This is a genomic window from Streptomyces sp. NPDC048211, assembly GCF_043202315.1.
Taxonomy (GTDB): domain Bacteria; phylum Actinomycetota; class Actinomycetes; order Streptomycetales; family Streptomycetaceae; genus Streptomyces.
The window spans coordinates 598,956-622,514 of sequence record NZ_JBIDAD010000002.1 but is presented as its reverse complement, the minus strand read 5'-3'; the positions used below and the strand labels follow the sequence as shown (position 1 = coordinate 622,514).

Here is a 23,559-nt window from a genome sequence, read left to right as displayed (position 1 = left end):
GCGGCGCGAGGTCTTGACACAGCGCGTGACGTCCGGCGGCTCGCTTGATGGATGCCACTTGGCCGCAATCGCCATACTTCCTGTCATGCCGATATCGCACAGCCCAGTCCCTCCGCCCATCCCCGAGGTCTCCCTGCTTGCGCTGGATCTCGACAACACCCTGATCAACAGGAACGCCGCCTTTCGGTCAGCCGCCACAGTATTTCTGGCTGAACAAAGGAGGTCGCCCGTGGACGTCGAGATGATCATGGAGCTCGACCGGAGCGGGCACGCCCCTCGGCCCGTCGTTGCCGCAGCGCTGGCTGACCGGTGGGAAGGAGCGGTTTCGTCCGACACGATCGCCGAGTTCCTGCACCGCGGTCCAGCGGCCTACGTTGCCCTCGACGAGACGGTTCGCCGTGCGCTGCTCGCCGTTAGGGCCGCGGGGGTGCCCTGTGTGATCGTCACCAATGGGTGGACCGACCAGCAGGAGGAAAAGATCCGGACCGCTGGACTCGACAGCCTCGTCGACGGCTGGGTGATCTCTGAGTCGGTTGGCTCCCGGAAGCCTGGCCCTGAAATCTTTCACGCAGCCGCTGCTGCCGTCGCATTGCCGGCGTTGGACCGGGCCGCCACCTGGATGATCGGCGATGCCGGGCACACTGATGTGCTGGGAGCGGTCAACCTGGGTTTACGCAGCGTCTGGGTGTCCGGGGGCCGCCCGTGGGTCGAGACCTCGTTCCGGCCGACCCATATCGCGGTCGACGTGGTAGAGGCCATCGCCCATGTGCTGGAGGGAGGGGCCCGGCGTGACTCGCGACCGGGTGGCGGAAGTGGTGTGTCAGGCCGAGGGGCGTAAGCCGGATGTGCGCCAGGCGAACCGGTCGGGTTCCACAGCCAGTTTCGGGATGCTGCGGTCGAAGGTGACTTCGTCTCGTGCCGCTGACGCTGAGACTCCAGGCGTATGTGTGCACCAGGCGGTGCTCCCGGGGGCGATGTACGCATTCGCCACCGGGGTTCGGGATCGGCCTGCTATTCGCCGGAGGTCCCTCGATCTGAGGCGGAGGCTTGGAGTGTATTTGGCCTCTCATTGGAGGGGCGGATTGGCATACGTATTCTGAGCGAGGTTTGCCGATCGCAGTTCAGATGCTGGCCGACCGTGTCGTCGGTCGGCGCCCGTAGGTCACGCGGTGACGGCCGATACGAGGGACTTGTGCCGGTGAGCCAGGCGCTGGGAACTGACGGACCCGATGAGCCCTTCGGCTTGGGCGAGAAGTTCCCGCGCCCTGTCGTTCTCACCGCACTGGTACACCGTGTCGGCCAGGTCAAGAACGGCGTAGAGGTGGTCGCGCGGGTAGTCGGGCGAGGACGCCCCGATACGTCGGCTCAGGTAGGGCACGGCCCGGGCCGGGTGGCCGCAGGCGAGCCAGGCCCGACCGGTGGCGGCGTCCATGGAATCCCTCGTCAGCCATGTCGCCCACCAAGGCGCGAGCTGGTCTGGTGTGTCGAGGTGCAGCAGTGCTTCATCGCGGAAGCGAAGTACCCCGTCAGTATCGTGGCGCTGCCCCGCGGCGTAGACGCGCCGCTCGCTGATCACTGCGGCCAGGGCGGAAGGGAGCGCCGGGGTTCGCGCGGCTATGTCGAGAAGTGCAGCGGCATCGTTGTGGTAGCCCAGCCATGCGGCCTGGTACGCAGCGGAAGCCACAAGGTTTGCCGTTGAATGCCGGGTACTCAGGGAATCTCCTGCCTCACGGGCCAGCCGCATGCCCGTGTGGTAGACCCGCTGGGCCTGGGGGTGCTTGCGTGCGTCAAAGAGCATCCAGCCGACTTGCTCGCTCAATTCGAGATAGGCGGTCTGGAGTCGGTCGACAAGGGGGCTGTGCCCGCGTGCCTGCGCTACAACTCGAGTGGTGCTCTGCCAGATTCCCATACCCCAGGTGAGATCGACCTTGGCGCTCCCGGTGGAGTCGTCCATCTCCCGGAGGCTTCGAGCAGTCGTCTCGATCGACAGAACGAGGTTCTCGCTGAGTCGCGTGCCCGTAGGCGCAAGTGCGGCGTCCGCTGTTGGGCCGAGCAGCAGCGCCAGAGCGGGGGCGGTAGCCGCTGCACCGGTGAGCAAGAGCAGGTTGCGGCGGTCCATGGTGTCTCCTTGGCTGATTTCGTCGAGCAGAGCCTCCAAGGGCGCGTCTCCGGGCGCGTCAAGGTGGCGACGCCGCGCCCGTGGTCGCGGCAGATCCCATCCGATGTCGGCCGCGGTGATACATCGTCCGGCTCTGGCGGTGAGAACGGCCAAGGCATCTGCCTGGTTGTCGGGCTGCGGGCGAGAGGGCACATCACGCAGCCACGGGTAGGCCGCCTTCAGGCTGAGTGGAGAGCAGCCTCGGCGGGCGCGCCGTTCGTTCATGCGAGCGATCAGCTGCTCCGGCCGCATCCCTAGCTGTTGCAGAAGGGCGGCGAGCACCGTCACCGGCGGTACATCTAACGCTGCAGGCTCCATGGGCACTCCCAGTCCGGCGGTCCTGGGCGGAAGGTACCACCGCGAAGGGGACCGACAGAAGACGGGACGAAACGGGCCTGGTGTACGTACACCAGGCGTTGAATTCGGTGTGCGTAAACCGAGTTGGTGCGCACACCGTGTACACCACCGCAGCCCCTCGCGATCACGGGCCGACCTCCGCTTGGCTGTCTCACCTCGCAGAAATTCATGGAGGTGAGCAATGCGAGCAGTGGTTATCGGCGCGTCAGGGCTCCTCGGACGCAGCGCGATGCGCGCTTTCAATGGTGTGGCCGTGACGGGCACCAGCTTCAGCAGGACCGAACCAGGGCTGGTCCGGATCGACGCGACGTCGGCCGGCGACATCGAGCACCTGTTCAGCCAAGGCCAGCCGGACGTCATCCTCAATTGCGTGGGTGAGCGCAGACCCGCCGTATGGGCCAGGACACCCGACCGTGCTCAGGACCGGAATGTGCTCGCGGCCCAACTCATCGCGGAGGGCTCCAGCCGGTGGGGCGCCCGCCTGGTCCACATCAGCAGCGACTACGTCTTCGACGGGACTTCGGCGCCGTACCGACCCAACAGCCTCCCGAACCCGCGGAACGCCTACGGCCGCTGGAAGCACGTTGCCGAGCAGGCCGTACGCGCAGCCTGTCCCGACGCGGCAATCCTACGACTGCCTGTTCTCTACGGTCCGGCGCAGTTCGCGGCCGAGACAAACCTGACCGAGATCGCTCACCAGATCAGTACCGGGGACCGCGTCGTGCTGGACGACGTGTGCGTGCGCTATCCAACGCACGCGGACGAGGCCGCCGAGGTATGCCGTCGGCTCGCCGAGGCTCTCGTCCAAGGCCAGCACCTTGGATCCGTTGCCCACTGGAGTGCGCAGCAGGGCTACACCAAGTACCGGATGGCGCTGCTGATCGCGCGGCAATTCGGCTTGGCCGCCAATCGCATCCACGCGGGGGAATCAGATGCGGTGTCCGGTGACCGGCCGGTCGATTGCCGACTCGACTGCAAGGGCCTTCCGGCGGCCCTCCGCCCCGTCCGACAACGGCTCTTCAGCGCCGAGTTCCCGGCTGTGGTCGCGCCCTGGCTGCTCCCCACCCGAATGAGCCACAGAAGGGATGTTCCGTGACCCTCACCGTGTACGAGGACTTCACCCGCGCGTACCTGACCGAGGTGAATGCCGCAGTCCGCCGCATGCTCACCCGCAACGCTGAGGCCGCCGCCTTGCTGAGGGAAGCCGTCGACAGCGGCGCTCAGGTTCGTGCCTTCGGCAACGGAGGCTCGTCGGCGATCGTTCGCTCCGCACTCCTGCAGCTCCACACCTACGCCGGCCTGTCGGTCAACGACTGCATGATGACTCCGGCGGCCATGGCCTATGGCGCGCAGCAGCAGACCTTCCGCACGGTGTTCGCCCAGTCGCTCGCCCCTGACATCAACGAGGTGGGCCTGGTCGTCGTCGCTAGCGTCAGCGGCCGGTCGGCCAACATCCTCGAGACCGTACGTCTCTGCGCAGACAACAGCGTGCCGGTTCTGGCCCTGGTGGGCGGAGACGGCACCCAGATGGAGGTGGCAGACGGCATGGTCTGGGCCACCGGCACCACCGACCAGCAGATCAGCGAGGATGCCATGCTGACCGCGCTGACTCTGGCCGCCGACGTCTTCGGCACTCGCGACCAGTCACCTCCAGCCATTCAGGAACGCCACCTCCACGCCCTCGCCACCATGGGCTCCGCCTGGCTGGGCAACTTCCTCACGGAGGCCACTGCGGCCGTGTCCGGCGCGATCCGAACCAGGCGCCGAATCTTCGTGCTGTGTCCCGACGGTGGCCCCCTCGCCCTGGCCGGCGAGCACTTCGCGCACAACCTCCGGTGGGACGCGCCCCTCGGTGTCGCAGATGTGCAGCCGCCGTTCGTCATCTCCGACCCATCGCTCGCCGACATGAGCGCGGTCTACAACGACCACCCCGACGCCGCGCACGGTGTCCGCTACCAGTTGAGCAGCGCCTCTCCCGGGGATGTGGTCTTCCTCCTGGCCTATGACTCGGACAGCCGGACTGTCCAGGAAGCGATCCGGGCCGCCGAAGCGGCAGGCGCCTGGCTCTTCCTCATCCATCAGGCCGGCCTGACTGGTTCCGGCGCCGAGCCGCGCCACTTCACACTGCCCCAGGTCAACCATTTCGGCCAGGCAGCGCTGCTGCAGTCCATCGCGCACCTGGTCTGCCGGACCACCCGCGCCGAACTGACGGCCGGCCCCGCCGGGCAAGTCACGCAGCTGTCGTCCGACGGCCTCATGGACCAGGACCTGGCGCCGCTCCGCGAGCTTTCCTCCGCCCCAGAACATCTCTGAAAGAAGGGCTTCAACATGTCCGAACGCGAGATCCACATCGAGATCGTCCGCCCCGCCCGCAGCCAGATCGCCGCACTGTCACGCCTCCCGGTCGCCTCGATCCTCGACGCCCTCGGCAAGACCGGAGCTCTCTCGCACTGCCTGAGGCTCCAGACCCCGGGCCTGGTCCTGTGCGGCAGCGCCGTCACGGTCCTGGGCCCGGACGTGACCGTGCGCCGAGCGGCCATCGACCTCGCGCAGCCCGGCGACATCGTCGTGGTTGCGGCTGGCGGCAGCAAGGAGCGCGCCTGCTTCGGGAGCGTGACCGCCGAACACATGCAAAGCCGGGGCATCACCGGCGTCCTGGTCGACGGCATGGTCCGCGACGTCACCGAGCTGCGCCGCATCGGCTTCCCCACCGTCGCTCGCGGCATCACCCCGCTGAACTACGACTATCCCGCGGGTATCCAGAACGGTGCGGTCAACGTCCCCGTGATCATCGACGGCGTCCGCGTATCTCCCGGAGACGTCGTGGTCGGCGACGAGGACGGGGCCGTGGTTGTTCCACGCGCCCAGGTCAACGCCGTCATCGACACCGTCCTGGCCGCTACGGCCGCCGAGGCCGAGAAGTGGTGGGGCCGCCGAGGCCAGAGCCTCGGCGCCGTTCAGCAGCTCGCCGACTCCGGTTACAAGATCATCTGAGGAGTTCCTGTGACCACCCACACCCAACTCGCTGAAACCTTTGAGCGGTTCGCCGCCCAGCAAGCCGCGGGCAGGTCCCCGCTGTACGCCACCTTGTCCCGCGCCGTCGCGCGCACCCCCGAACTCCTCGACCTCGCCGATGGCACCCAGCCTGGGCAGCCGGCCCCCAACATGTTGCTCGGAGCTGTCCACCACATCCTCCGCCGCGGCGTCCAGCATCCCCTGGCCACCTACTTCACCGGTCACGGACCGCTCGACGAGGAACGCGCCGGCAACCTGCTGACGGACTTCTGCCGACGCCACGTCGAGCACATAACGCGGATCATTTCCACCCGATCCGTTCAGACCAATGAGGTGGGCCGCTGCGCGGTGCTCCTGCCGGCCTTCGCAGCGCTCCAACAGCGACTCGACGAGCGCCCCATCCGGATCGTAGATGTGGGTGCCAGCGCCGGACTGAACTTACTGTGGGACCGCTACACCTACGACTATGGCGGGCAGCGGATCCGCCTTCCCGCCAGTCATCCGGACACGGTCCTGTCCTGCGAGGTCAAGGGTGAGATGCCGCCCCTGTCCCTGGACGTCGCACGGTTCGTCCGGCCGGTCGGGATCGAGCTCAATCCGGTGGACATCACCGACACCGAGGCCACCGAGTGGCTGGTCAGCCTCACCTGGCCGGAACAGACAGCGCGGATGCGCACCCTCAACAGCGCCCTGGCCTTGGCCGCACGCACACCACCGACGATTCTGGCAGGCCGGGCCGAGGACCACCTCGCCCACGTCGTCGCGGAGACCCCGACCGACCAGCACCTTGTGTTCGTCTTCTCGTGGTCCATCTACCAGATTTTCGGCTCGCCCGGTGGTCGGGAACGGCTGGTCGACACCCTCGCGGAGCTGAGCCGGCAGCGCCCTCTGCACGAGATCTCCATCGGGCACTTCGGCCACGAAACCCCTCGCATGATCACGGCCGACTACAACGACGGAGCAGGGGCGGCCCACATCGTGGCCCACTGCGACGTCTACGGCACCTGGATCAACTGGCTGGCCACAGCCGCTGGCCGCTCGACGGGAGCCAAGACCTCATGACACACACCATCACTAGGGCAGTCGTGGCCGCCGGCGGGGCAGGGACCAAGATGGCGCCGATCACCCGCTTCATCGCCAAGGAAATGCTGCCTGTCGCACGGAAGCCGATCCTGGAGCACCTGATCCACGAGCTGAGCGCGGCCGGCATTCAGGACGTCCTCTTTGTGATCTCCTCGCACAAGACGCAGATTCCCCGCTACTTCGGCGGCGGCGAGGCGTACGGAATGGACTTCTCCTACCGCATCCAGCGCGATGGGGCCGGCCCTGGGGCACCTGTTCTCGCTGCCGAGACATGGACACGGGAGCAGCCGTACGTCTTCGCCTTTGGGGACAACCTGATCCGCGCAGCTGCCGACGGTGAGCCGCCGCTGCGCCGCCTCGTTCATGGCAACACGGCGCAATGCTCTGTGCTGACCTGCCGGTTCAGCGCTGACCAGATTCCGCTGCACGAGACCCTGCTGGGCGCGGCCGACCCGCCCAGCCCGGACCCCGACTGCCCTCATGTCGTGAACTTCGGCAGAGAACTTCTGGACCACACCGGTGCTCCGTGGGTACACGCCTGCGCCGCCCGCTGGGTCCTGGGGCCATTCATCTTCGAGGCTCTGCGCGCATGCCCGCCCCGCTCCAACGGCGAGCTGTATCTCATCGACGCGGTGCGCCGCTGGATCGACGAAGGCAACAGTGCCAGGGCCATGACTCTGCTGCCGTCCGACCTCCGGTTTAACTGCGACAACTGGGAGACCTACGCAGATGCCATCGCCACCATCCGTGCCTGAACACCCCTCCATTCCGCACATGCGCAGACTCCTCCTCGGCACCGCCCCCCTGCCCGCGAACATCCGAATCGCCCTGGAGAGTCCCTATCAGAGGCCCGGGACCCAGGTCACCCTGGCCTTGCCCGAGCAGCCTGTACGCAGAATCGTCGTAGCCCTGCCAGTCGAGAAGGGCGACGGGAGCAAGTACGGCCGCAGCCTCGACGAGATCGGCCAGCTCCCACCAGACCTACGCGATGGAACGGCCTTCGTCGCACCGACCTTCAGCGAATCACCCTGGCTGGTCAATCATGCGACGCGAGCCAACTGCCGGCAGGAGGATCATCTCGTGCACGTTGTCGTGCCGACGGTCCACGCCCTCCTTGGCGGACAGTCCCGGAGACCGGTGCACCTGTTGGGGTTCAGCAAGGGCGGCTTCGCGGCCCTCAACCTACTGACCCGCTACCCTGACCGGTTTTCCGTCGCCAGCATCTGGGATCCTTCTCTGCTCAGCGGGAGGCCACCGCACCCGCAGCTCGTGGAGGTCGCCGGCAGCACCGGCCGGCTCAACGAGTACGACGTCCGGCAGAACCTGTGCCGACATGCGCCGGCCCTGCGAGGAGCCTGCCGCATCGCGCTCGGGGGCATCGGCACCCTGGCGGCCGACTGGATCGCCGGCCGCCAACTCCTCGAAGAGCTGCAAATCCCCCACCACGCCTACCAGGATGCTCCGGCGGAACACCGGTGGGACACCGCATGGCTCGCTCCCGCCATGCGGCAGGTGCTGGCTCTCGAAGCCGTCTCGCGTTGAAGCCGTCGAGAGGTATCAGTCCTTCAGCATCCTGTCGCGCACCGGGATCCAATTCAGGGCAGAGCGGATGCCTTCCTCCAACGGCAACTTCGGCGTCCACCCCAGAAGCTTTTCGGCCCGGTCGCTCTGGGTATAGCCGCCGGCGACGTCACCCGGGCGAGGGTCGGCGTCGACGGTGGCCAGGGGCGTGGACACGACGTTGTTGAACGCCGCGCACAGTTCCCGGACCGTGGTGCCGGAGCCTGTGCCCAGATTGATCGCGCTCGAGCGCTTCGACTCCGTCAGAATCGAGTCGAAGCGTTCGAGCGCCGCGACGTGGGCCGCAGCGAGGTCCCACACGTGCACATAGTCCCGGATACCCGACCCGTCACGTGTCGGGTACTTCGTACCTGTGACGGGGAAGGGGCGACCTTCCTGATGGGCCTGAATAAGTACGCCCAAGGCGTGGCTGGGTCGCCTGAGCTGAAGGCCGGTGCGCAGCTCAGGATCAGCCCCGATCGGGTTGAAATATCGCAGCGATAGCACGCGCGGTCCGGCCTCGGCGATGTCGCGGAACATCTCCTCGCACACGGCCTTGGTCCGCGCGTAGGGGCTCTGAGGCGCCAGCGGCGATTCCTCGTTGACGGGCGAGCCGTCCTCGGCCTGGTAGATGGAGGCGGAAGAACTGAAGACGATACGATCACAGCCATTGCGGTGCAGGTGGCCCACGAACGCCAGGCTCTTGGCTACGTTGGCCTCGTAGTAGCCCATCGGATCCGCAACCGACTCCGGCACCACGATCAAGGCCGCGCAATGCACCACGGCAGAAATATCCGGGTGCTCCGAGAAGATCCGGTCGATCAGCGCCGCGTCCGAGATGTCACCTTCATAGAAGGTCCGCCCTTCGGTGAATTCCTTGCGGCCCCGGACGAGGCTGTCGAGGATCACCGGGGTGATGCCCGCATCCAGACACGCTGACGCGACAGTACTTCCGATGTAGCCGGCTCCCCCGGCGATGAGGACAGACATGCGATTCTCTTCCCGGCCTCGGACCAGACCCAGTAGACGACCGGAGCAAGGCTAGCTGAGAAGCCAGGTATGAAAGTGCGGCCGCCGAAACCCGGTACGAATGCAGCCCCACACAACCTGTTGCTTTTAGGCCGCGCGCACTCTCCCTGCAGGATCCTGGATTGCCTCGGCCCTTGAGCACCCACGTGGATCATGCTGAGTTCACCGAGCCGGAGAGCACCGCCCGCCACCAAGCGGCGCTCCGCCCGTTCTCCCCTGCACCGCGTTCAGAAGGAGCCAACGGTATGACCGACATCGTCAAGCGCAACGCTCGCGCCATCCTCCTCGCCGGCGACGAGCTGGTCCTGATCAAGCGCACCAAGCCGGGCAGGGACCCGTACTGGGTGACGGTCGGCGGCGGCGTAGAGGAAGACGACCCAACCATCGAAGCAGCCCTGCACCGTGAGGTGTTCGAGGAGCTCGGCGGCAAGCTGGAGCGCGCCGAGCTCGTCCATCTGATCACCGAGCAGTTGGAGGGCGGCATCGGCGTTCAGCACATCTTCGCGGCCCGCCTGGAGTCGATGGACCTGTCCGCCCGTACGGGCACGGAGTTCGCCAAGCCGGAGCGGGGCGGGTACGAGGTGGTCCGGGTGCCGTTCACAGCCAAGGCCGTCCGTGAGCTGAACCTGATGCCGCCGGAGCTGGCCGACTTCATCGCCACGAACACGGACGCGATCGTCTCCGTCCTCAACACCCTCATCCGCGAGTCATGAGCGATGACGTCGGCCCCAGACTTCGTCAGCCAAAATGGCCCTGACAACGTGACCAAGACGACCCACGGCGCGCGGCTGGCCGAGCGGTGGGACGGCTTATAGCCGCTGGGCGCTGTCCACGAGCACGACCCCGAGCCGTGGGTTGGACACCAATCTCCCGCACGCGTTCGGTCAACCCATCCCCACGGCAGGCTGACCTGCAAAAACGCCCCGCCCGTGCGTTACCCCGTGGCGCATGGGCGGGGTCTCCGGCGTCTGGCCCCGCATTCCGTCCAGGTCCTTGTAGAGCGATGACAGCAGGACTTCACGCCTCCGGGCTCTTGTCCGCCCCCGGGCCGCTGCAGCGTGCCTTAGCGTGTGCGGCATGACGGTGCTGATCATCGGTGGCAGTGGATTCTTAGGGACGGAGTTGCTGCGCCAGGCGCGCGGGCGTGGCTGGGAGGCGGATGCGACGTTCCACTCCCGCCCTGGGGCTCGGCAGGCCAGCGCCTGGCACCAGCTCGATGTTCGTGATCCCGTGCGTGTGGAGGAGCTTCTGGCCGCGGTGGAGCCTCGTGCGGTGATCAACGTAACCAGTGGCGGTGCGGACTGGGCGGTCACGGCGGACGGGTCCGTGCACGTCGCCATGGCCGCCGCAAAGCTCGGGATCCGCCTGATGCACGTCTCCTCCGACGCTGTCTTCTCCGGCATCGGAAAGACTCACTACGACAAGACCTGCGCCCCGGACCCGATCACCCCCTACGGGGCCGCGAAGGCCGCCGCCGAGACGGCCGTGCGACTGCTGTGCCCGGACGCGGCCGTCGTGCGCACCTCCCTGATCATCGGCGACGGAGGATCCGACCACGAGCGGATCGTGCACGAACTCCCCGCCGGAACACGCGAGGGCGCCCTGTTCACGGACGGCATCCGCTGCCCCGTCCACGTCACAGACCTAGCGGCGGCTCTGTGGGAACTCTCTGCCTCCGGGGCTGTCGGCACCGCCCACCTGGCCGGCCCCGACGCTGTCAGCCGCTACGCCCTCGGCGTGCTCGTTGCCCGACGGGACGGGCTCGACCCAGCCCTTCTGCCAGCTGGCCGCCGGGTGGACAGCCCGCTGCCCGGAGCTCTCGATGTACGTCTCGACAGCCGTGCAACACAGCAGCAGCTCGCTACCCGGCTGCGCGGAGTACGGGAGTTCCTGCACAGGAGGTGACGACAAGCCTTCCACGTAGCGGCGGCCCGCACCTCGAAGCGGGCCATGCCCAGCTTCGACCCCGTCAGGCGTGTCCCTGATCGAGCGCCGTGCCGCACGCGGCGCGGAATCTTCGCCGTACGAGCGCGAGACGAGCACTGGGTGGAGTGGCGCGGCGGAAGAGCGCACGAGCATGAGGCCGCCCGAGGCGCCGAGGTACCGCCAGCCGCCGACGGGGCCCGTACCCGGCTGCAACGGCTGCGGCGACCATAGGGGCGACCCCGCCTTCTGCACTGGCGTCGCCGATCCTGTCACGCACCGACGGAGCACGGCCCCTGATTCGACGAGGCCGAGGCGATCCGAGGAGATGCCCCCGGTGCCCGGCCCTGATGCAGGTTCCGCCGACAAACCGAGCCTCACGGCGCCAGCGGCCGTCCTCCCCGCGGTGGCACTGGACGGCTGGCCGCACTCGTGATGCGACTCACTTCGCCACCGAGATCTCCGCCACCGCACTCTGGCGTCGCGATATTGCATGAGCGCTCCGGAGCCTTCCCAGGTCACAGGGCATATCCAGACCCGCGCGAGAGGCAATGTCAGTTATGCCTGATATACAGAAACGATGGCATATGACCAAGAAGATGAACATGATCCATATCGCGTGGATCCGGATACCTATGAAACAGAGGGCCTGACGGCGGACGAGCGTGATCTGTTCACTGAGCTCGGGCAGTCTGCAGTGGCCTCGCCCGAGTGGCAGGAACTGGTCCGAGCCCCCGGGTTCATGCGGCGGCGGGTGTCACTCGCTCTTTCGGGGACGCTGCACGACTTGGCACGACGCCCGGGACCCCAGCCGTTCCCGCGGCAGCGGTATGACCTGGTGAGTTTGGCATTGGCGGCGCTGGACGCTGTGGTCTCCCGGCAAGGGCTGGAGGATGAGGCCACCACCGAGGAGATCGTGCGCTTCTTGAGCGGGATGGCGGAGCGGTCCGCGCCGGACCGTCCCCATGACGAGCACGTGACTGTGGCCCGGTTCGTGTGGCGGGGCCTGCTCAACGACGACGCCGGCGGGGCCGATTTCACCGTTGATTGCAGTGACTTCCGTGACGGTCACCAGATGCAGCCAGTGCGGTTCCATCTGGTCCGCGAGGAGCCGCACCGCTCCGGCAATCCCGTGGTCCGGGCCAGCAGCGAGGCAATCAATGTGCTACTCAGCGGTCTGGACCTGGCGGTGGAGGATGCGCAGGCGGCGATGGACACGGTGCTGCGTCGCCAGATCGAGGGCGGCCAGTGGAGCCGGGCCGAGCAGAGCGCGGCTCAGAGCCTGCGCCTGTCGGTCGCCTACGCCGAGCGGGTGCGCACCGTGCTGGTGGCGACGGAACGCGATGTGGCGTCGGTGGACTGGAATCAGCGGGCACCGGAACTGCTGCACGAGGCACGCGAGCACCTCACAGAACGCCTGGCAGCCGAAGGTGACCTCATCGACCGGCTGCGCCAGACCCACAGCGGCTTCGGAGACGACCAAGTGCGGCAAGCCTGCGGACGGGTACTGGACCTGCTGCAGCGCGCCTACACGCGCCACTCGGAACTTCACGGGCAGGTCATGCGTGCGGAACCGACCTTCCTGGATGCGCAGGCGGCCCAACGGTTCCGGCCCCCTGCGCAACTGCACACGGTCGCGATGAAGGAAGACGTCTTCACCCCGCTGCTGAACCTGGACTGGGCCGAGGCCCTAGACGTCGCGGAGGCGTTCGCCGAGGCAGTGTGCGGTCCGGTCGTCGGTGCTCTGCCGGTCCTGGCGGACCTGTATCCGATGCTGCTCACACCGCCGCGGGAGAACCTGGCCGCGTTCCCCGACGAAGACGTAGAGATCATCGACGACGGACTGGATACGGCACCGGCCTACGACAGCACCATCTGGGAACAGGCATTCCAGGTCCTAACCCGGGCCGCGGACGGGCCGATGCGGTTGTCGCAGTTGCTGGCCGATGCCGCGCCCTTCGGCCCCGTGGTCACTGACCTGGTGGCGCTGAGCGTACTGCGGGCCTTTGCGCCCAACCCCGAGGACGCCGAAGAAGATACCGCCGACCCGGACCCGGCCGTCCGGCTGAGAAGCCTGTTGGCCTCTGAGCTCATCGTGCTGGACGACGGCACCTCCCTTACCTCGGCCACCCACCAGGGCAGCGACCTGCTTGCCCTTCCCGCGCCCGCCGTGCGCCACCTTGCAGCAGAAGAGGCCGCTTGATGAGCACCACCACCGCCCCACGTACCCAACAGATATCCGATGCGGCCCGGCTGGTGCGCTACGCGTGCCAGCCCCGCCGCAAGCCGCTGGGTGACGCCGACTACCACGATCTCGTGGAGCGCTATCGGTCCTCGCCCGCCTTCCGGGAACTGGTCGACGCCATCGCCGAGGGCATGTCACTGAACGTCATCACGGCCCACGCCGAGGAGGGCCTACGAGTGTCGGCCGTCGCCGGGGGGCTGTTCGCCTTCAAGCTCGCCGACCTGCCGGCCAAGATGCGCGACCCCAAAGACCGGCTGGTCTACGGGCTGATCCACGTGGCGATCGCCGCGCATGCCTACCCCACTGCCGCCGATCTGGAAGAGGAGACGATCAAGCGGGTCTCGGTCAAGGAGATCGACGCGTTCGTCCGCCACCTGATCCACCGGCTCCGCGAGGAAGCCGAGGATGACGCCGGGCTATTGCCCGCAGCAGCCGCCGCCCAGGCCGCCTGGAACGCGTACGACTCGCTGTCCCCACACCGGCTGACCAAGACCGGGCAACTGGCCGCGTCCTCCAGCCTCGGCAGGATCAAGGCCGTCCTGGACTGGCTCGTCGGGCAGGGCTACGCCCAACAGGCCAGAGCCCTAGGACCGCTGGAGTACCGGCTGCTGAACAGCTTCCGCCTGCAGGTAGCCGGCGCCGCTGCCTTGCCCGCCTTCCAAAAGATCACCGATGTACGCCGTCAGCAGATCGCGGACACCGACCCCCACCCCGCTGCTGCCGAGGAGAACTGAACATGCTGCGACTGCGCCGGATCCGGCTGGAAAACATCGGCCACAAGGACGCCCGCTTCAACGGCACCGTGCTGGACATCACCGACCCCAACGGGCAGATCAGCGACGCCATCATCTGGCTGCGGAACGGCGGCGGCAAGTCCAGCCTGCTCGCGCTGTTCTTCAACCTGCTCTTGCCCGGTAAGCCTGACTTCATCGGCTACACGAAGAAGAAGGGCCTGATCGACTATGTCCTGGAGGGCAAGCCCGCCCACGTCATCGCGGAATGGGAAGACGACGCCTCTCCCTTCGGGATCCCCGCACTGATCACCGGCGCCGTCTACCAGTGGCCCGACGGACACCGCCCGGCTAACGATGACGATGCCTGGGACAAGCTCCAGCGCGCTTGGTACACCGTTCGCCCCTCCGGGACTACCGGCCTCACCACCCTGCCCGTACACACATTGGGCGGCTGGCGCAGCAAGAAGGGGTATCTAGAGGCCCTCACCCACCTGATGACAGCGGATCACCACCTGGACCTGCACATCGTGAACGACGGCAGCCACACCACGTGGGAGAAGGTGCTGTCCAACCGTGGGCTCGATCCGCGGCTGCTGCAGGTACAGCGCCGGATGAACCTCGACGAGGGGGCGATCACCGAACTCTTCCAGTTCGACAGCGCCAAGGGTTTCCTGGAGCTCCTCATCGACCTGGTCGTCGACCCCACCCAACCGACGACCGTGCGCGCCAACCTCAAGAACCAAGCAGAACGGCTGGCCAAGCGGCCCGCCCGTGAACTTGAACTACGGTTCCTGACTGGCGCTATCACCCGTCTGCGGCCATTGCAGCAGGCTGTCGCTGACTCGGCGGCCCTCAATGGGCAGATGGCCGCCGCCCACGCGGCTGGCGAGCTGGCCTGTACATGGATCGGCGCCCGTCGCAACGCCCTCACCGCTCAGAAAGCGTCGTTGGCTGCTGGTGCGAGCGAGGCGCAGCAGAAGGCCGAACAGGCGCGTTGCCGCGCCGAAGAGCGTCGGCAGCGGGCCGATGTTCTCGACCTCGCGGCTGCGGTTCTCACCACCAGAGCCCGGCGTGCCGACCAGGAGAAGGCCGAAGCCGCCAAGGAGAAGGCCGAAGCACGGAGGAGGGCCTGGCAGTCGGTTCATATTCACCTGGAGCACGAGGGCCTGGCCCGTGCGCAGGCCGAGTTGAACACTCTGCTCACCCGTCGTGTTCATGATGCTGCCCCGCTGCGGGAGGCGATGGAGAGCGCCGGCGCGATGTTGCGCGCCAAGCTCACCCAGGTCATTGAGGAGCGCGAGGCAGAGTCCGCGGAGCTCACGCAGCGCATCAAGGACGCCGAACGCGAGGGGAAGACGGCGGACCAGGCCGAGACGCAGCACTTGGTCGCTGCGGAGCAGGCCCGCAGTAGCGTCGCCCGCCTGCAGCAGTCCCTCAAGAAGATCGACACCCTGATCTCTCGGGCCCGTACGGACGGACTCCTGGAGCGGGAGGAGACTCCGGAGGATGCCCACGTCCGCTGGTCAGCCGACACTGCCCAGCTGGACACTCAGTTGGCGCGTGGTCAGGTGCGCCTCAAGGAGCTGGCTGAACAGCTTGCGGAAATGGCCGGTGACCGGGAGACGGCTGACAGGCACTGGCGGGAAGCAGCCAACGAGCACGACCGGATCTGGGACCGTTGGAGCAAACTCCGCGCACAGCAGGAGCTCTTGGCCAGTCACCCGCGGCTGACCGAACTGGCCCTGCTGGACGACGAAGTAGCCGCCGGTAATGGTCTGGACTTCGATGTTGCCGGCTATCCCCTCCTGAAGATGCTGGACCAGGAGATCACGCGGGCACGCGACGCGCTGATCGCCGAGCAGCTCGCCGTAGCCGCCGACCGGCGAGCCCTGGCCTGCCTGGAATCCGAGGGCTATCTCCCTGCGCCGCTGGAGACCGAGCGCGCCCTGGCCGCACTCAAGGCTGCTGGCATCTCGGTGGAGGCGGTCAGCGGTCTTCAGTTCCTGCGAGAATCTCTGCCTCCCCGCCAGCACGCCACCGCGATCGCCAAAGCCCCCGACGTCGTCGGCGGCATCGTCGTTCTTGGCGATGTCGATGACCAGGATCTGCGCCGTCATATCGCTGCCACCGGCGTGAGCACTCGCTCGGTGATCTCGGTCTGCGATAGCGCCGCCGCCCGCGCTCGCCTCACCGACACGGGCCACGGCGATATCCATGCTGTCTTTCCCGTCCAGAGCGCAGCGTTGGAGCCCCAGGCCGCCGACAAGGAACAGGTACGGCTCAGCGCCCGCATCAGCGAGAGCGCAGAACGCTGTCAGCACATCACCACTGCCCAGGAACGCGACCAGACTCTGGTCCGCGAACTGGCTGGGCACCTGGAAGCCTTCGCAGCCGCCCCTCGCCAGCGGCTCAAGGAGTCCCTGGATCGGGCCGAATCCCGCAGAGACGGTTGGAAGGACAAGCTCGACGCCCAGAACATGAGCCGTCGGCAGGTACTGTCCGAACGCGACCGGATCCAGCAGAAGATCGCTGAGGCAACCGGTCGCCTGCGACAAGTGGCGGCGAGCGAGGAACGAGCCCGGCAGGTGGCTGAGCAGGCACAGCGCACCAACGATCTGCGAGAGCAGCTTGCCTCTGCACAGCAGCACCAAGCTGACCGGCTGGAACAGGCGCGTCTTGCCACCAGCGTTAAGAAGGACGTCCGCAAAGCCGAGCAGCGTCACCGGCGTGACGAGACGCTCTGTAGGCAGGATCTGAAACGACACCGCAGCGCTCTGCGCAAGCTCGCCACCTTGGTGGCCGAGGACCCGGCCGTGAGCCTGAACCAGCGGACCTTGGAGCGTTCGTCGCTGGATGCTTTGCAGGAACGGTTCACCAACGCCCGGACCGTCTATGAGTCCGATACGGCAGACACCCAGCTGCGCACCGACCTTGCCATCACCGCTGGCCGGTTGGAGATAGCGGACAAAGCCCTGGCCACGCTGGACGACCCCACCCGCGCTCTCACCGCCGAGCTCGCCGCGCGTCCCGAGGCCACAGCCCCGGACCGCCGTGACCACGCTGTGGAGCAAGCCGAGCACGACGCCCGTGAAGCTGGCGAGCACGCAACGCGCAGCGTCATGCGGGCCGAGCAGGCTGTTGAGGCCGAAGCGTCCGCCGGCCAGAAGCTCGGCGACGCAGGAGCCGCGGCGGACTCTCTTGCCGACTTCTCTGGGCCCGGAGCGGCTGAGACCGCAGCGCGAGAAGCCCGGCAGGAGGCCGAGCAGGCCGATCGAGACCAAACCGCCTGCACCGAGCAGCACTACGCCCTCAAGGAGAAGGCCAACACAGCTGCGCTAACCGCGAGTTCGCTGTCCGGCGCCCACCAAGTGCTCCAGGCCAGTCTCAATGCTCTGGTCACTCAATGGTCGCCCAGCCCAGAGGAACCGCTGGTGGACGCCGAATCCTGGCTCACAGAACGCTGCTCCATCACAGTTCAGGGCGCGTCCACTCTGACCGAGGAACAGGCTCACCAGCTGCGGGACCTGCTGACTGAAACCATCACCGCCGCACAGTCGACCCTCGCAAAAGCCACCCGCAAACTCGCCGGCGCCACCCGCCACGTACAACAACTGGCCGCCGACCGGCAGTACACCGATGCCGTCGACGCACAGATCGTCGCCCGGCTCAGTGAGGACCCCGCGCAGCTGCACGCATCCCTGTCCGAACTGATCCCGGAGATCGAGCTCCGCGAGAAGCGCATCACTGAGCTGCTCGATCAACTCACCGAGGACCAGCTCCTCCTGGTGCAGCAGTGCGCGGCCCTCACCAAGACCATCGTGGCGATGCTGCACCAGGTTGCCCGGCACTCCAAGCTCCCTGCCGGACTGGGCGCCTGGTCGGGTAAGCCCTTCCTTACGCTCAAACTGGCTGACTGGGGCAGCGAGGAGACCCTCACCCACCGCATATCCACCTGCGTCGACATCTTGGTCGCCGACGTCGCCGCCAAGCACTCCAACAGCGCCAATGTCCTACCCCCTGCAGTCGACTTGGCCAAACGATTGGTCCTCGCCGCCCTGGGCGGTAGCGGAAGCATCACCGCCAAGGTCCTCAAGCCCCACCCGGTGCCGGTCATGGACCCCGTCGACGTCACAAAGATCAAGAAGTTCTCCGGCGGTGAACTCCTGACCGTATCTGTGATGTTGTACTGCTGCCTGGCGCAGGTGCGTGCTGCCAACCGCAACAGCGGGCTTCCCGGCGGAGTCGGCACCCTGCTGCTGGACAACCCGATGGGCAAATCCAACTACGTGCCGTTCATCGACCTCCAGCGCACCGTCGCCGCCACTCATGGCGTCCAGCTCATCTACACCACTGGTGTGGAAGACCTCGATGCCGTCGGCCGCTTCCCCCTCATCCTGCGCCTGCGCAACAACGCACACGACGCCCGCAGCGGCCACCGCCTCGTCCAGCTGACCGAACGCTACGGGGATGCGGTCAGTGCCGGCGTCACCGATGCCCGCTCCGACGGCATCCGTGCCGCACGGCTGCACCGGTTCCCTCTCTCCGAGCCCGACCACGACCAGCCGGACGACTCCACGGAACCTGATGACCGGGATAGGGAAGACCGGGCATGACCACACCACGCACGCTCGACAAGATTCTGCTGGACCGGCTGAACGCGCACCCGCGGAAACGGATCCCCTTCGACGACCTGGCCGACGCCGCGTACACCTCGAACCCGGCCCTCCTCACCGCGCCCGAACGACGTCAACTCCTCGCCGAGGCTCTCGCTGTTCTCCGGGACACCGGCGCCCTCAAGCTGCCCGTCACCCGGAAGTTCTGGGACCATACGGCGCTTCCGCCCCTGCCCCAATGGGCCGAGCGCATTGACCCGCCCCGCCCAGCCACCAGCCGCCCCCCAACCCGATCCTGGGTAGCAGAGCTGTCATTTCTCGACGGCCTCCGACTCTCCCCGCACGACCATCACTTGTTCACCCGCCTCAATGCCTTCCTCCTCGCCGACGGAGCCGGCAGCGAACTGGTTCCGCTACGCGACCGTGCCTTCGAGCTTTTCGGCGACGAAAAGCACCTCGACGGCATTCACGACTCGAAATGGGTACTCGGCGGCTTCCTGAGCATCAAGGACCACCTACGGGCCTACCTCACCCCGGAGCCCTTGAACATCATCGAGCTCGGGCCGGCGCCCTGGCTTCTGATCGTCGAAAACACAGCCGCCTTCGACAACCTCCGCCGCATCCTGCGAAATTGGCCCCACCGCCACGAAATCGGCTGGCTCGCTTTCGGCGACGGCGACCGCGTCGCCTCCAGCATCACCACGCTCCCGGAGCGCCTCGCCGAAACAGGCCAATCGCTCACGGAAATCCTGTACTACGGAGACCTCGATTACGACGGTCTCCACTGCGTGATCCTCGCCAGCCAACGATCAGTTTCGGTCGGCCTCCCCCCGCTCACCCCAGCAAACGGGCTCTACGCAGCACTCCTCAAATGCGCACGCCGAACGTCTGCTGTAGTCACTCCCGAAGCCGCCCACAACGTCAGCGCCTGGCTGCCCTCACCACTCGCCGTCGACGCAATCGGCATACTTACCAGCGGAACCGTTGTCCGCCAGGAAGCCCTTCTACTCACCGCACTGCGGAAAGTTCTCGCACCGACCAATGGCGCCTTGCGGCAACAACTCGCCACTGACCCCGGCGACGCGGGCCCACCATACAACTAGGCTCTGCGCGCTCACCAGACGTACCTCAACTGCTGTCGGATAGCTTGCCCATTCAGCACGCGAGGGACGGCAACATAGCCGACGATCCCCGGTTACCGAAACCGGGGATCCGCCGCATCCTTATAGCTCCACCGCCACTCCCTGACCGCCCCGTCGAAAGGAAGCACCACGGCAGCAGCCCACAACTACACATCCCGGCCGCAAAGCCCGCACCGGCCACTGGCCCGCTACGCAGCGGCAAAGCTGAGGCGGAGCAGGTCCTGGGCCCGCTCCAGATCCCGTTCCGTGCGCAACTGCAGCTCCAGGTCGCCGGTGCCATGGTGACCGAGCCCCGTCACATCCCGGGTGAAGCCCGCAACGAGGTCGACCTCCTTCGGGGCCGCCTTGAGGTAGACGAGGACCTTGGTCTGCTGCGGCGGGCAGACACAGGCAAAGTTCCGCAGCCGCTGGTAGGCGCGGTACTGCTTGCGCTGGATCCGCGTCACGCCTTCCCCGAGGCCGAGCAGCACCTCGTCGAGCGCCCAGGCCAGCTCGGGCATCGCGCCGTCCTGCCGTCGGTCAGTCGACAGGGTGGCCGAATGCCGGCGAACCCGCCGCGAAGAGGCCGACTGCCCGGTGACCGAAGCCACGGTCTCAAGGCCGAAGTGGTCGTTGCCGAAGTACCGGTAGCGGACCAGGTCAATGCTGCGCCGGTGCTCACGAACAGCGTGCGCGTCATAGCGGGTGAAGTCACCGGCGACACAGATCAGCCGCGGAGCGCTCCACAGCACCTGGGACGCGGCTGTGATACCGAGCTGATCTCGGACCAGGCTCCGAAAGACTTCCTTGTGCGCCATGAGCCACGACATGTAGTACAGGCCCTGGTTGATCACCCCGGCGTCGGTGCCGCGCTTGTACTCGACGATCACCGGTGCCCCGTTCTCGTCGAGACCCAGCGAGTCGATCCGCCCGCCGTCGACGCAGTTGATGACGTACTCGCTCGCCAGGAACGTGACACCCAGCATCTTCTCCATGTGCGCCTCGACGAGATCCTGTACATCCGCCTCGACCTCCGCGAGACGCGGCATCACCTCGGCAACGCCACCTGCCGTGCTGAACAGCTTCAGACCGACCACTCCCCCACTCTCGATTACGACGCCAGAGGGGAACGCCGCACCGCCCAGGGATATTTCCGTCGCCCACCGCCATTTCGAGAAGGAACCAGCGAGCAGCACATGCACCGACATGACCACCAGCCACAGGGCGCCCCCTATAGCCCCGCGCGCATCCGCGCCACCTGGGGCGGAACAGGCAGCGTAGAAGATGCCTCCACGGCTTTCGGGTTCTCCCGGGCCAAGGGGTACGACCTGGTCCGCCGCGGCGAGTTCCCCTGCCGGGTACTACGCATCGGCCGGAGCACCCGCGTCGTCACCGCCTCCCTGCTCCGCGTCCTCGACAGCGGCGAGCCCGAGTACAGCGCAAGTCACGACACACACCCCGCGCCAGCATGACCCACTGCACGCAGAAGCCCCCGCCGGATGGGCGGGGGCTTCTGCGCGAGCACACGTGTCACACACTTATCACCAACAGCGTTGACGCACCTGGACCACAAGACCCTGACCTGCGTCTACGCCCCTGAGCTGGACCACCTGGACCGCACAAGACGCATTAGCCCACCTGTGCCATGTAGTACCGAGGGAGGGGCCTATGACGAGGACCGGGGCGTCTTCTGGCCCGTCAAAGCGGTATTGCAGGGTGTTCGGAGGTGTCTCGCTCACCCGCCCGACCCTCTCATCTGTCACGACAGCCCCTATGATCGGGGGTCTGGTTCCAGCTGTCCGACCAGGTGAAAGACCTCCCGGGCAGCCTAGCGTTTCAGGCAGAGGACGTTTCTGCGTCGGCCCTGCCCTCCTTGATCCGACGCTCAGGTGACCCTCAGCGCGTGGGGCGACCCGCTTGCGCATGTGCACAATGCGGTGGAGTGCAGCATTTTGCTTGACGGCGGCCGCCGGCGGTTGAGGCGACGGGACCACCGGCGTCCCGAAGAACGCTCGACGGACTGGCCACGCGCAGCGGGCGAGGGACGCCTTGCTGTTCAGCCGTGCATCCCCGATGCGGTCTACTCCCAAGCCACCTCCCGCACAGGCCGACGGCGGAGGGACTTCGGAGCAGGTGCCGCGCTGGACACAGTTGAACTGAGCATGCCCGCCGTCCCTCCGATCCGATGACGCGTCGCGTTGCCGGTACCGGGCCACGTCGGACGGTCAGGAACGTGAGGACGCCATATCATTCGGCAGGCCCCTATTGGGACACACCCCGTCGGCCCGGCACCGACAACGCACCATCCCCGGTCAACGGCCGACAATGTGACAACAGGACACCTCGGTCAGATGTGTCATGAGTCAGACCCCAGACCCGGGACAGCACCCACCTATACTCCCGACCCTGACTGCACGTCGAAGCCGGTGTTCCAACCTGATGGCCAGTTGAGAACATTTGACAGTTGATGCCCAGCACCGACAAGACATGCGCGAAGAAGAACATCGGCTACGCACCGTGCGGCAGGTCTTGCCAGCCACCTCCTCAGCCAGAGAAGTGGGGTTGGCCCGCGGCCGGCCCACACTCTCGGCGCGTAGGTGCAGTCGGTGCGTGACCGGCCGCGCCTCCGCGTCCTACTCGCTCAGACCCACGACCCCCCAGCCTCGCCGGGCTGCTTCGGACAGGACGTGGCCCCAGTCGTCCAACAAGTCGGTGAAACCGTCGAATTCGCCGACCCACCCACGGGAAACGGCGGCATGCTCGTCGAAGGCCCCACGCAGCCCGCCGAGCAGCGGACGTACCCGACGCCACGTCGCGGCCAGTTCCCGCACGCTGTCCGGCGACCGCGCGAGCAGCACGCCATAGGAGACGGCGGGGTCATCGTCGAAAAAGCCCGGATCCATGTGCTCTGCCTCGCCGTCCAGCCCTCTCCAGATCAGCCCGAGCAGCAACGTGTCCAACCCGGCCCGCAGCAGCGGGTCGGGTTGGTCGCGTACGGACTCCCACCGCTCCCCGGCCCAGAAGTGCGCCTTGAACGAGCCGGCGGTCCGCCGGAACTCGTAGACGGCGAAGGAGTCGCTGTGCGGTCCCCGTGGCCATTCCCAGTCGCCTTCGGGCGCCGGTGCGTCGTGATCCCACATCCCGGTCTCGTCGTCGTACCAGGCGTCCCTCAACCGCGAGAGCCTCTGCCTTGGCGCGACCTCACCCAGCCACGACCAGTCGGCAATCAGCACCGTGATGTCCAATCCCATGCCCGTGACCGTATCGATCACCCAGGACACCGATCCGTCGGCGGGCGTCGCCTCGGTCAGCTGCTCGGACGCGTTCGCCGGAGGCATGCCTCGGGGCGTATGAGGTGGCGCAGCGTCACGTCCTGCTCATCCGGATCCCAGGCTGTGATCTGGACGAAGAGAGCCGGCTGCCGTCGAGCCGAAGGGCCCTCGGGCAGTGAACTTCACAGCTGTCTCGACGGGTCAGAACCCGTGCCGGCCACTCCGGTGCGCGATTCCTACCCGGCAACTGAGCCGCGCCCGCTCCCACCCGACGCGGCCACGGGCAGGCATGGATTCCAGGTCGGTTCATTCACCGGGCGGGCGCCGCCACGGCTGTCATTCCGCTGCAGGTCAAACGCCATCCCGGCCTGCCCACACCCACCCTCCTGCAACAACCTTTGGCTTCGTCACGATAGAACTGTCGCCACCTGCCGCTCTGCTTGGACGAC

18 protein-coding genes and 1 pseudogene are annotated in these 23,559 nt (G+C 67.0%); 14 read left to right on the top strand and 5 right to left on the bottom strand.

Going from position 1 to position 23,559, the window contains the following annotated elements; all coding sequences use genetic code 11:
* The first annotated feature begins 85 nt into the window (after positions 1–85).
* Positions 86–838, top strand: coding sequence for an HAD family hydrolase (locus ACGFZA_RS09535; protein WP_393678529.1), 753 nt, complete (start codon positions 86–88; stop codon positions 836–838).
* Between the two features lie 324 nt (positions 839–1,162).
* On the opposite strand, the gene ACGFZA_RS09530 is transcribed toward ACGFZA_RS09535, so the two are convergent.
* Positions 1,163–2,446 (bottom strand): XRE family transcriptional regulator, encoded by a 1,284-nt coding sequence (locus ACGFZA_RS09530; RefSeq protein ID WP_393678527.1) that lies wholly within the window; start codon positions 2,444–2,446, stop codon positions 1,163–1,165.
* A 250-nt stretch (positions 2,447–2,696) separates the two neighbouring features.
* Between ACGFZA_RS09530 and ACGFZA_RS09525 the strand changes: the two genes are divergently transcribed.
* From ACGFZA_RS09525 to ACGFZA_RS09500, 6 genes are read left to right on the top strand one after another with little or no spacing between them, the layout of a single operon-like run.
* Positions 2,697–3,611 carry an SDR family oxidoreductase gene (locus tag ACGFZA_RS09525; protein WP_330829917.1) on the top strand — a complete coding sequence of 305 codons (915 nt, stop codon included), beginning with the start codon at positions 2,697–2,699 and terminating at the stop codon, positions 3,609–3,611.
* Positions 3,612–3,619: 8 nt separating this feature from the next.
* Positions 3,620–4,828, top strand: coding sequence for an SIS domain-containing protein (locus tag ACGFZA_RS09520; protein WP_393678525.1), 1,209 nt, complete (start codon positions 3,620–3,622; stop codon positions 4,826–4,828).
* Positions 4,829–4,843: 15 nt separating this feature from the next.
* Entirely contained in the window at positions 4,844–5,509 is a 666-nt protein-coding gene (locus tag ACGFZA_RS09515; RefSeq protein ID WP_330829914.1) for a hypothetical protein, read from the top strand.
* A gap of 9 nt (positions 5,510–5,518) precedes the next feature.
* Positions 5,519–6,592 (top strand): DUF2332 domain-containing protein, encoded by a 1,074-nt coding sequence (locus ACGFZA_RS09510; RefSeq protein ID WP_330829912.1) that lies wholly within the window; start codon positions 5,519–5,521, stop codon positions 6,590–6,592.
* Positions 6,589–7,368, top strand: a complete 780-nt coding sequence (locus ACGFZA_RS09505) for a sugar phosphate nucleotidyltransferase (RefSeq protein ID WP_329539314.1) — start codon at positions 6,589–6,591, stop codon at positions 7,366–7,368. The genes ACGFZA_RS09510 and ACGFZA_RS09505 overlap by 4 nt, the downstream gene beginning before the upstream one ends.
* A 19-nt stretch (positions 7,369–7,387) precedes the next feature.
* Positions 7,388–8,155, top strand: a complete 768-nt coding sequence (locus ACGFZA_RS09500; RefSeq protein ID WP_329539315.1) for an alpha/beta hydrolase-fold protein — start codon at positions 7,388–7,390, stop codon at positions 8,153–8,155.
* 15 nt (positions 8,156–8,170) lie between these two features.
* On the opposite strand, the gene galE is transcribed toward ACGFZA_RS09500, so the two are convergent.
* A complete protein-coding gene (gene galE / locus ACGFZA_RS09495; RefSeq protein WP_330829910.1) occupies positions 8,171–9,163 on the bottom strand; it encodes a UDP-glucose 4-epimerase GalE in 993 nt (330 codons plus the stop codon).
* Positions 9,164–9,447: 284 nt separating this feature from the next.
* On the opposite strand from galE, the gene ACGFZA_RS09490 reads away from it, so the two are divergent.
* The 6 genes from ACGFZA_RS09490 to ACGFZA_RS09465 all read left to right on the top strand — a co-directional run bounded on the left by ACGFZA_RS09490 (position 9,448) and on the right by ACGFZA_RS09465 (position 19,820).
* A complete protein-coding gene (locus ACGFZA_RS09490; protein ID WP_393678521.1) occupies positions 9,448–9,915 on the top strand; it encodes an NUDIX domain-containing protein in 468 nt (155 codons plus the stop codon).
* 364 nt (positions 9,916–10,279) lie between these two features.
* On the top strand, positions 10,280–11,107 hold the full coding sequence (locus ACGFZA_RS09485; protein ID WP_393678519.1) for an SDR family oxidoreductase: 828 nt from the start codon (positions 10,280–10,282) through the stop codon (positions 11,105–11,107).
* A 598-nt stretch (positions 11,108–11,705) separates the two neighbouring features.
* Positions 11,706–13,328, top strand: a complete 1,623-nt coding sequence (locus ACGFZA_RS09480; RefSeq protein ID WP_330829908.1) for a hypothetical protein — start codon at positions 11,706–11,708, stop codon at positions 13,326–13,328.
* Positions 13,328–14,104: a hypothetical protein gene (locus ACGFZA_RS09475; protein ID WP_329539320.1), complete on the top strand. Its 777-nt coding sequence runs from the start codon at positions 13,328–13,330 to the stop codon at positions 14,102–14,104. Before ACGFZA_RS09480 ends, ACGFZA_RS09475 begins: the two co-directional genes overlap by 1 nt.
* Positions 14,105–14,106: 2 nt before the next feature.
* Complete coding sequence (locus tag ACGFZA_RS09470; protein WP_393678516.1) at positions 14,107–18,717, top strand: hypothetical protein; 4,611 nt, start codon at positions 14,107–14,109, stop codon at positions 18,715–18,717.
* Positions 18,714–19,820 carry a hypothetical protein gene (locus tag ACGFZA_RS09465; RefSeq protein WP_393678514.1) on the top strand — a complete coding sequence of 369 codons (1,107 nt, stop codon included), beginning with the start codon at positions 18,714–18,716 and terminating at the stop codon, positions 19,818–19,820. The genes ACGFZA_RS09470 and ACGFZA_RS09465 overlap by 4 nt, the downstream gene beginning before the upstream one ends.
* Positions 19,821–20,047: 227 nt before the next feature.
* Here the strand turns inward: ACGFZA_RS09465 and ACGFZA_RS09460 are convergent, their stop codons facing one another.
* Complete coding sequence (locus ACGFZA_RS09460) at positions 20,048–20,935, bottom strand: DUF5655 domain-containing protein (protein WP_393678887.1); 888 nt, start codon at positions 20,933–20,935, stop codon at positions 20,048–20,050.
* 99 nt (positions 20,936–21,034) lie between these two features.
* On the opposite strand from ACGFZA_RS09460, the gene ACGFZA_RS09455 reads away from it, so the two are divergent.
* Complete coding sequence (locus ACGFZA_RS09455; RefSeq protein ID WP_329539324.1) at positions 21,035–21,310, top strand: hypothetical protein; 276 nt, start codon at positions 21,035–21,037, stop codon at positions 21,308–21,310.
* Positions 21,311–21,472: 162 nt separating this feature from the next.
* Here the strand turns inward: ACGFZA_RS09455 and ACGFZA_RS09450 are convergent.
* Positions 21,473–21,601, bottom strand: a pseudogene (locus tag ACGFZA_RS09450) (3-oxoadipate enol-lactone hydrolase); the annotation flags it as partial.
* 870 nt (positions 21,602–22,471) lie between these two features.
* Positions 22,472–23,176 carry a hypothetical protein gene (locus tag ACGFZA_RS09445; protein ID WP_393678512.1) on the bottom strand — a complete coding sequence of 235 codons (705 nt, stop codon included), beginning with the start codon at positions 23,174–23,176 and terminating at the stop codon, positions 22,472–22,474.
* Between the last annotated feature and the right edge of the window lie 383 nt (positions 23,177–23,559).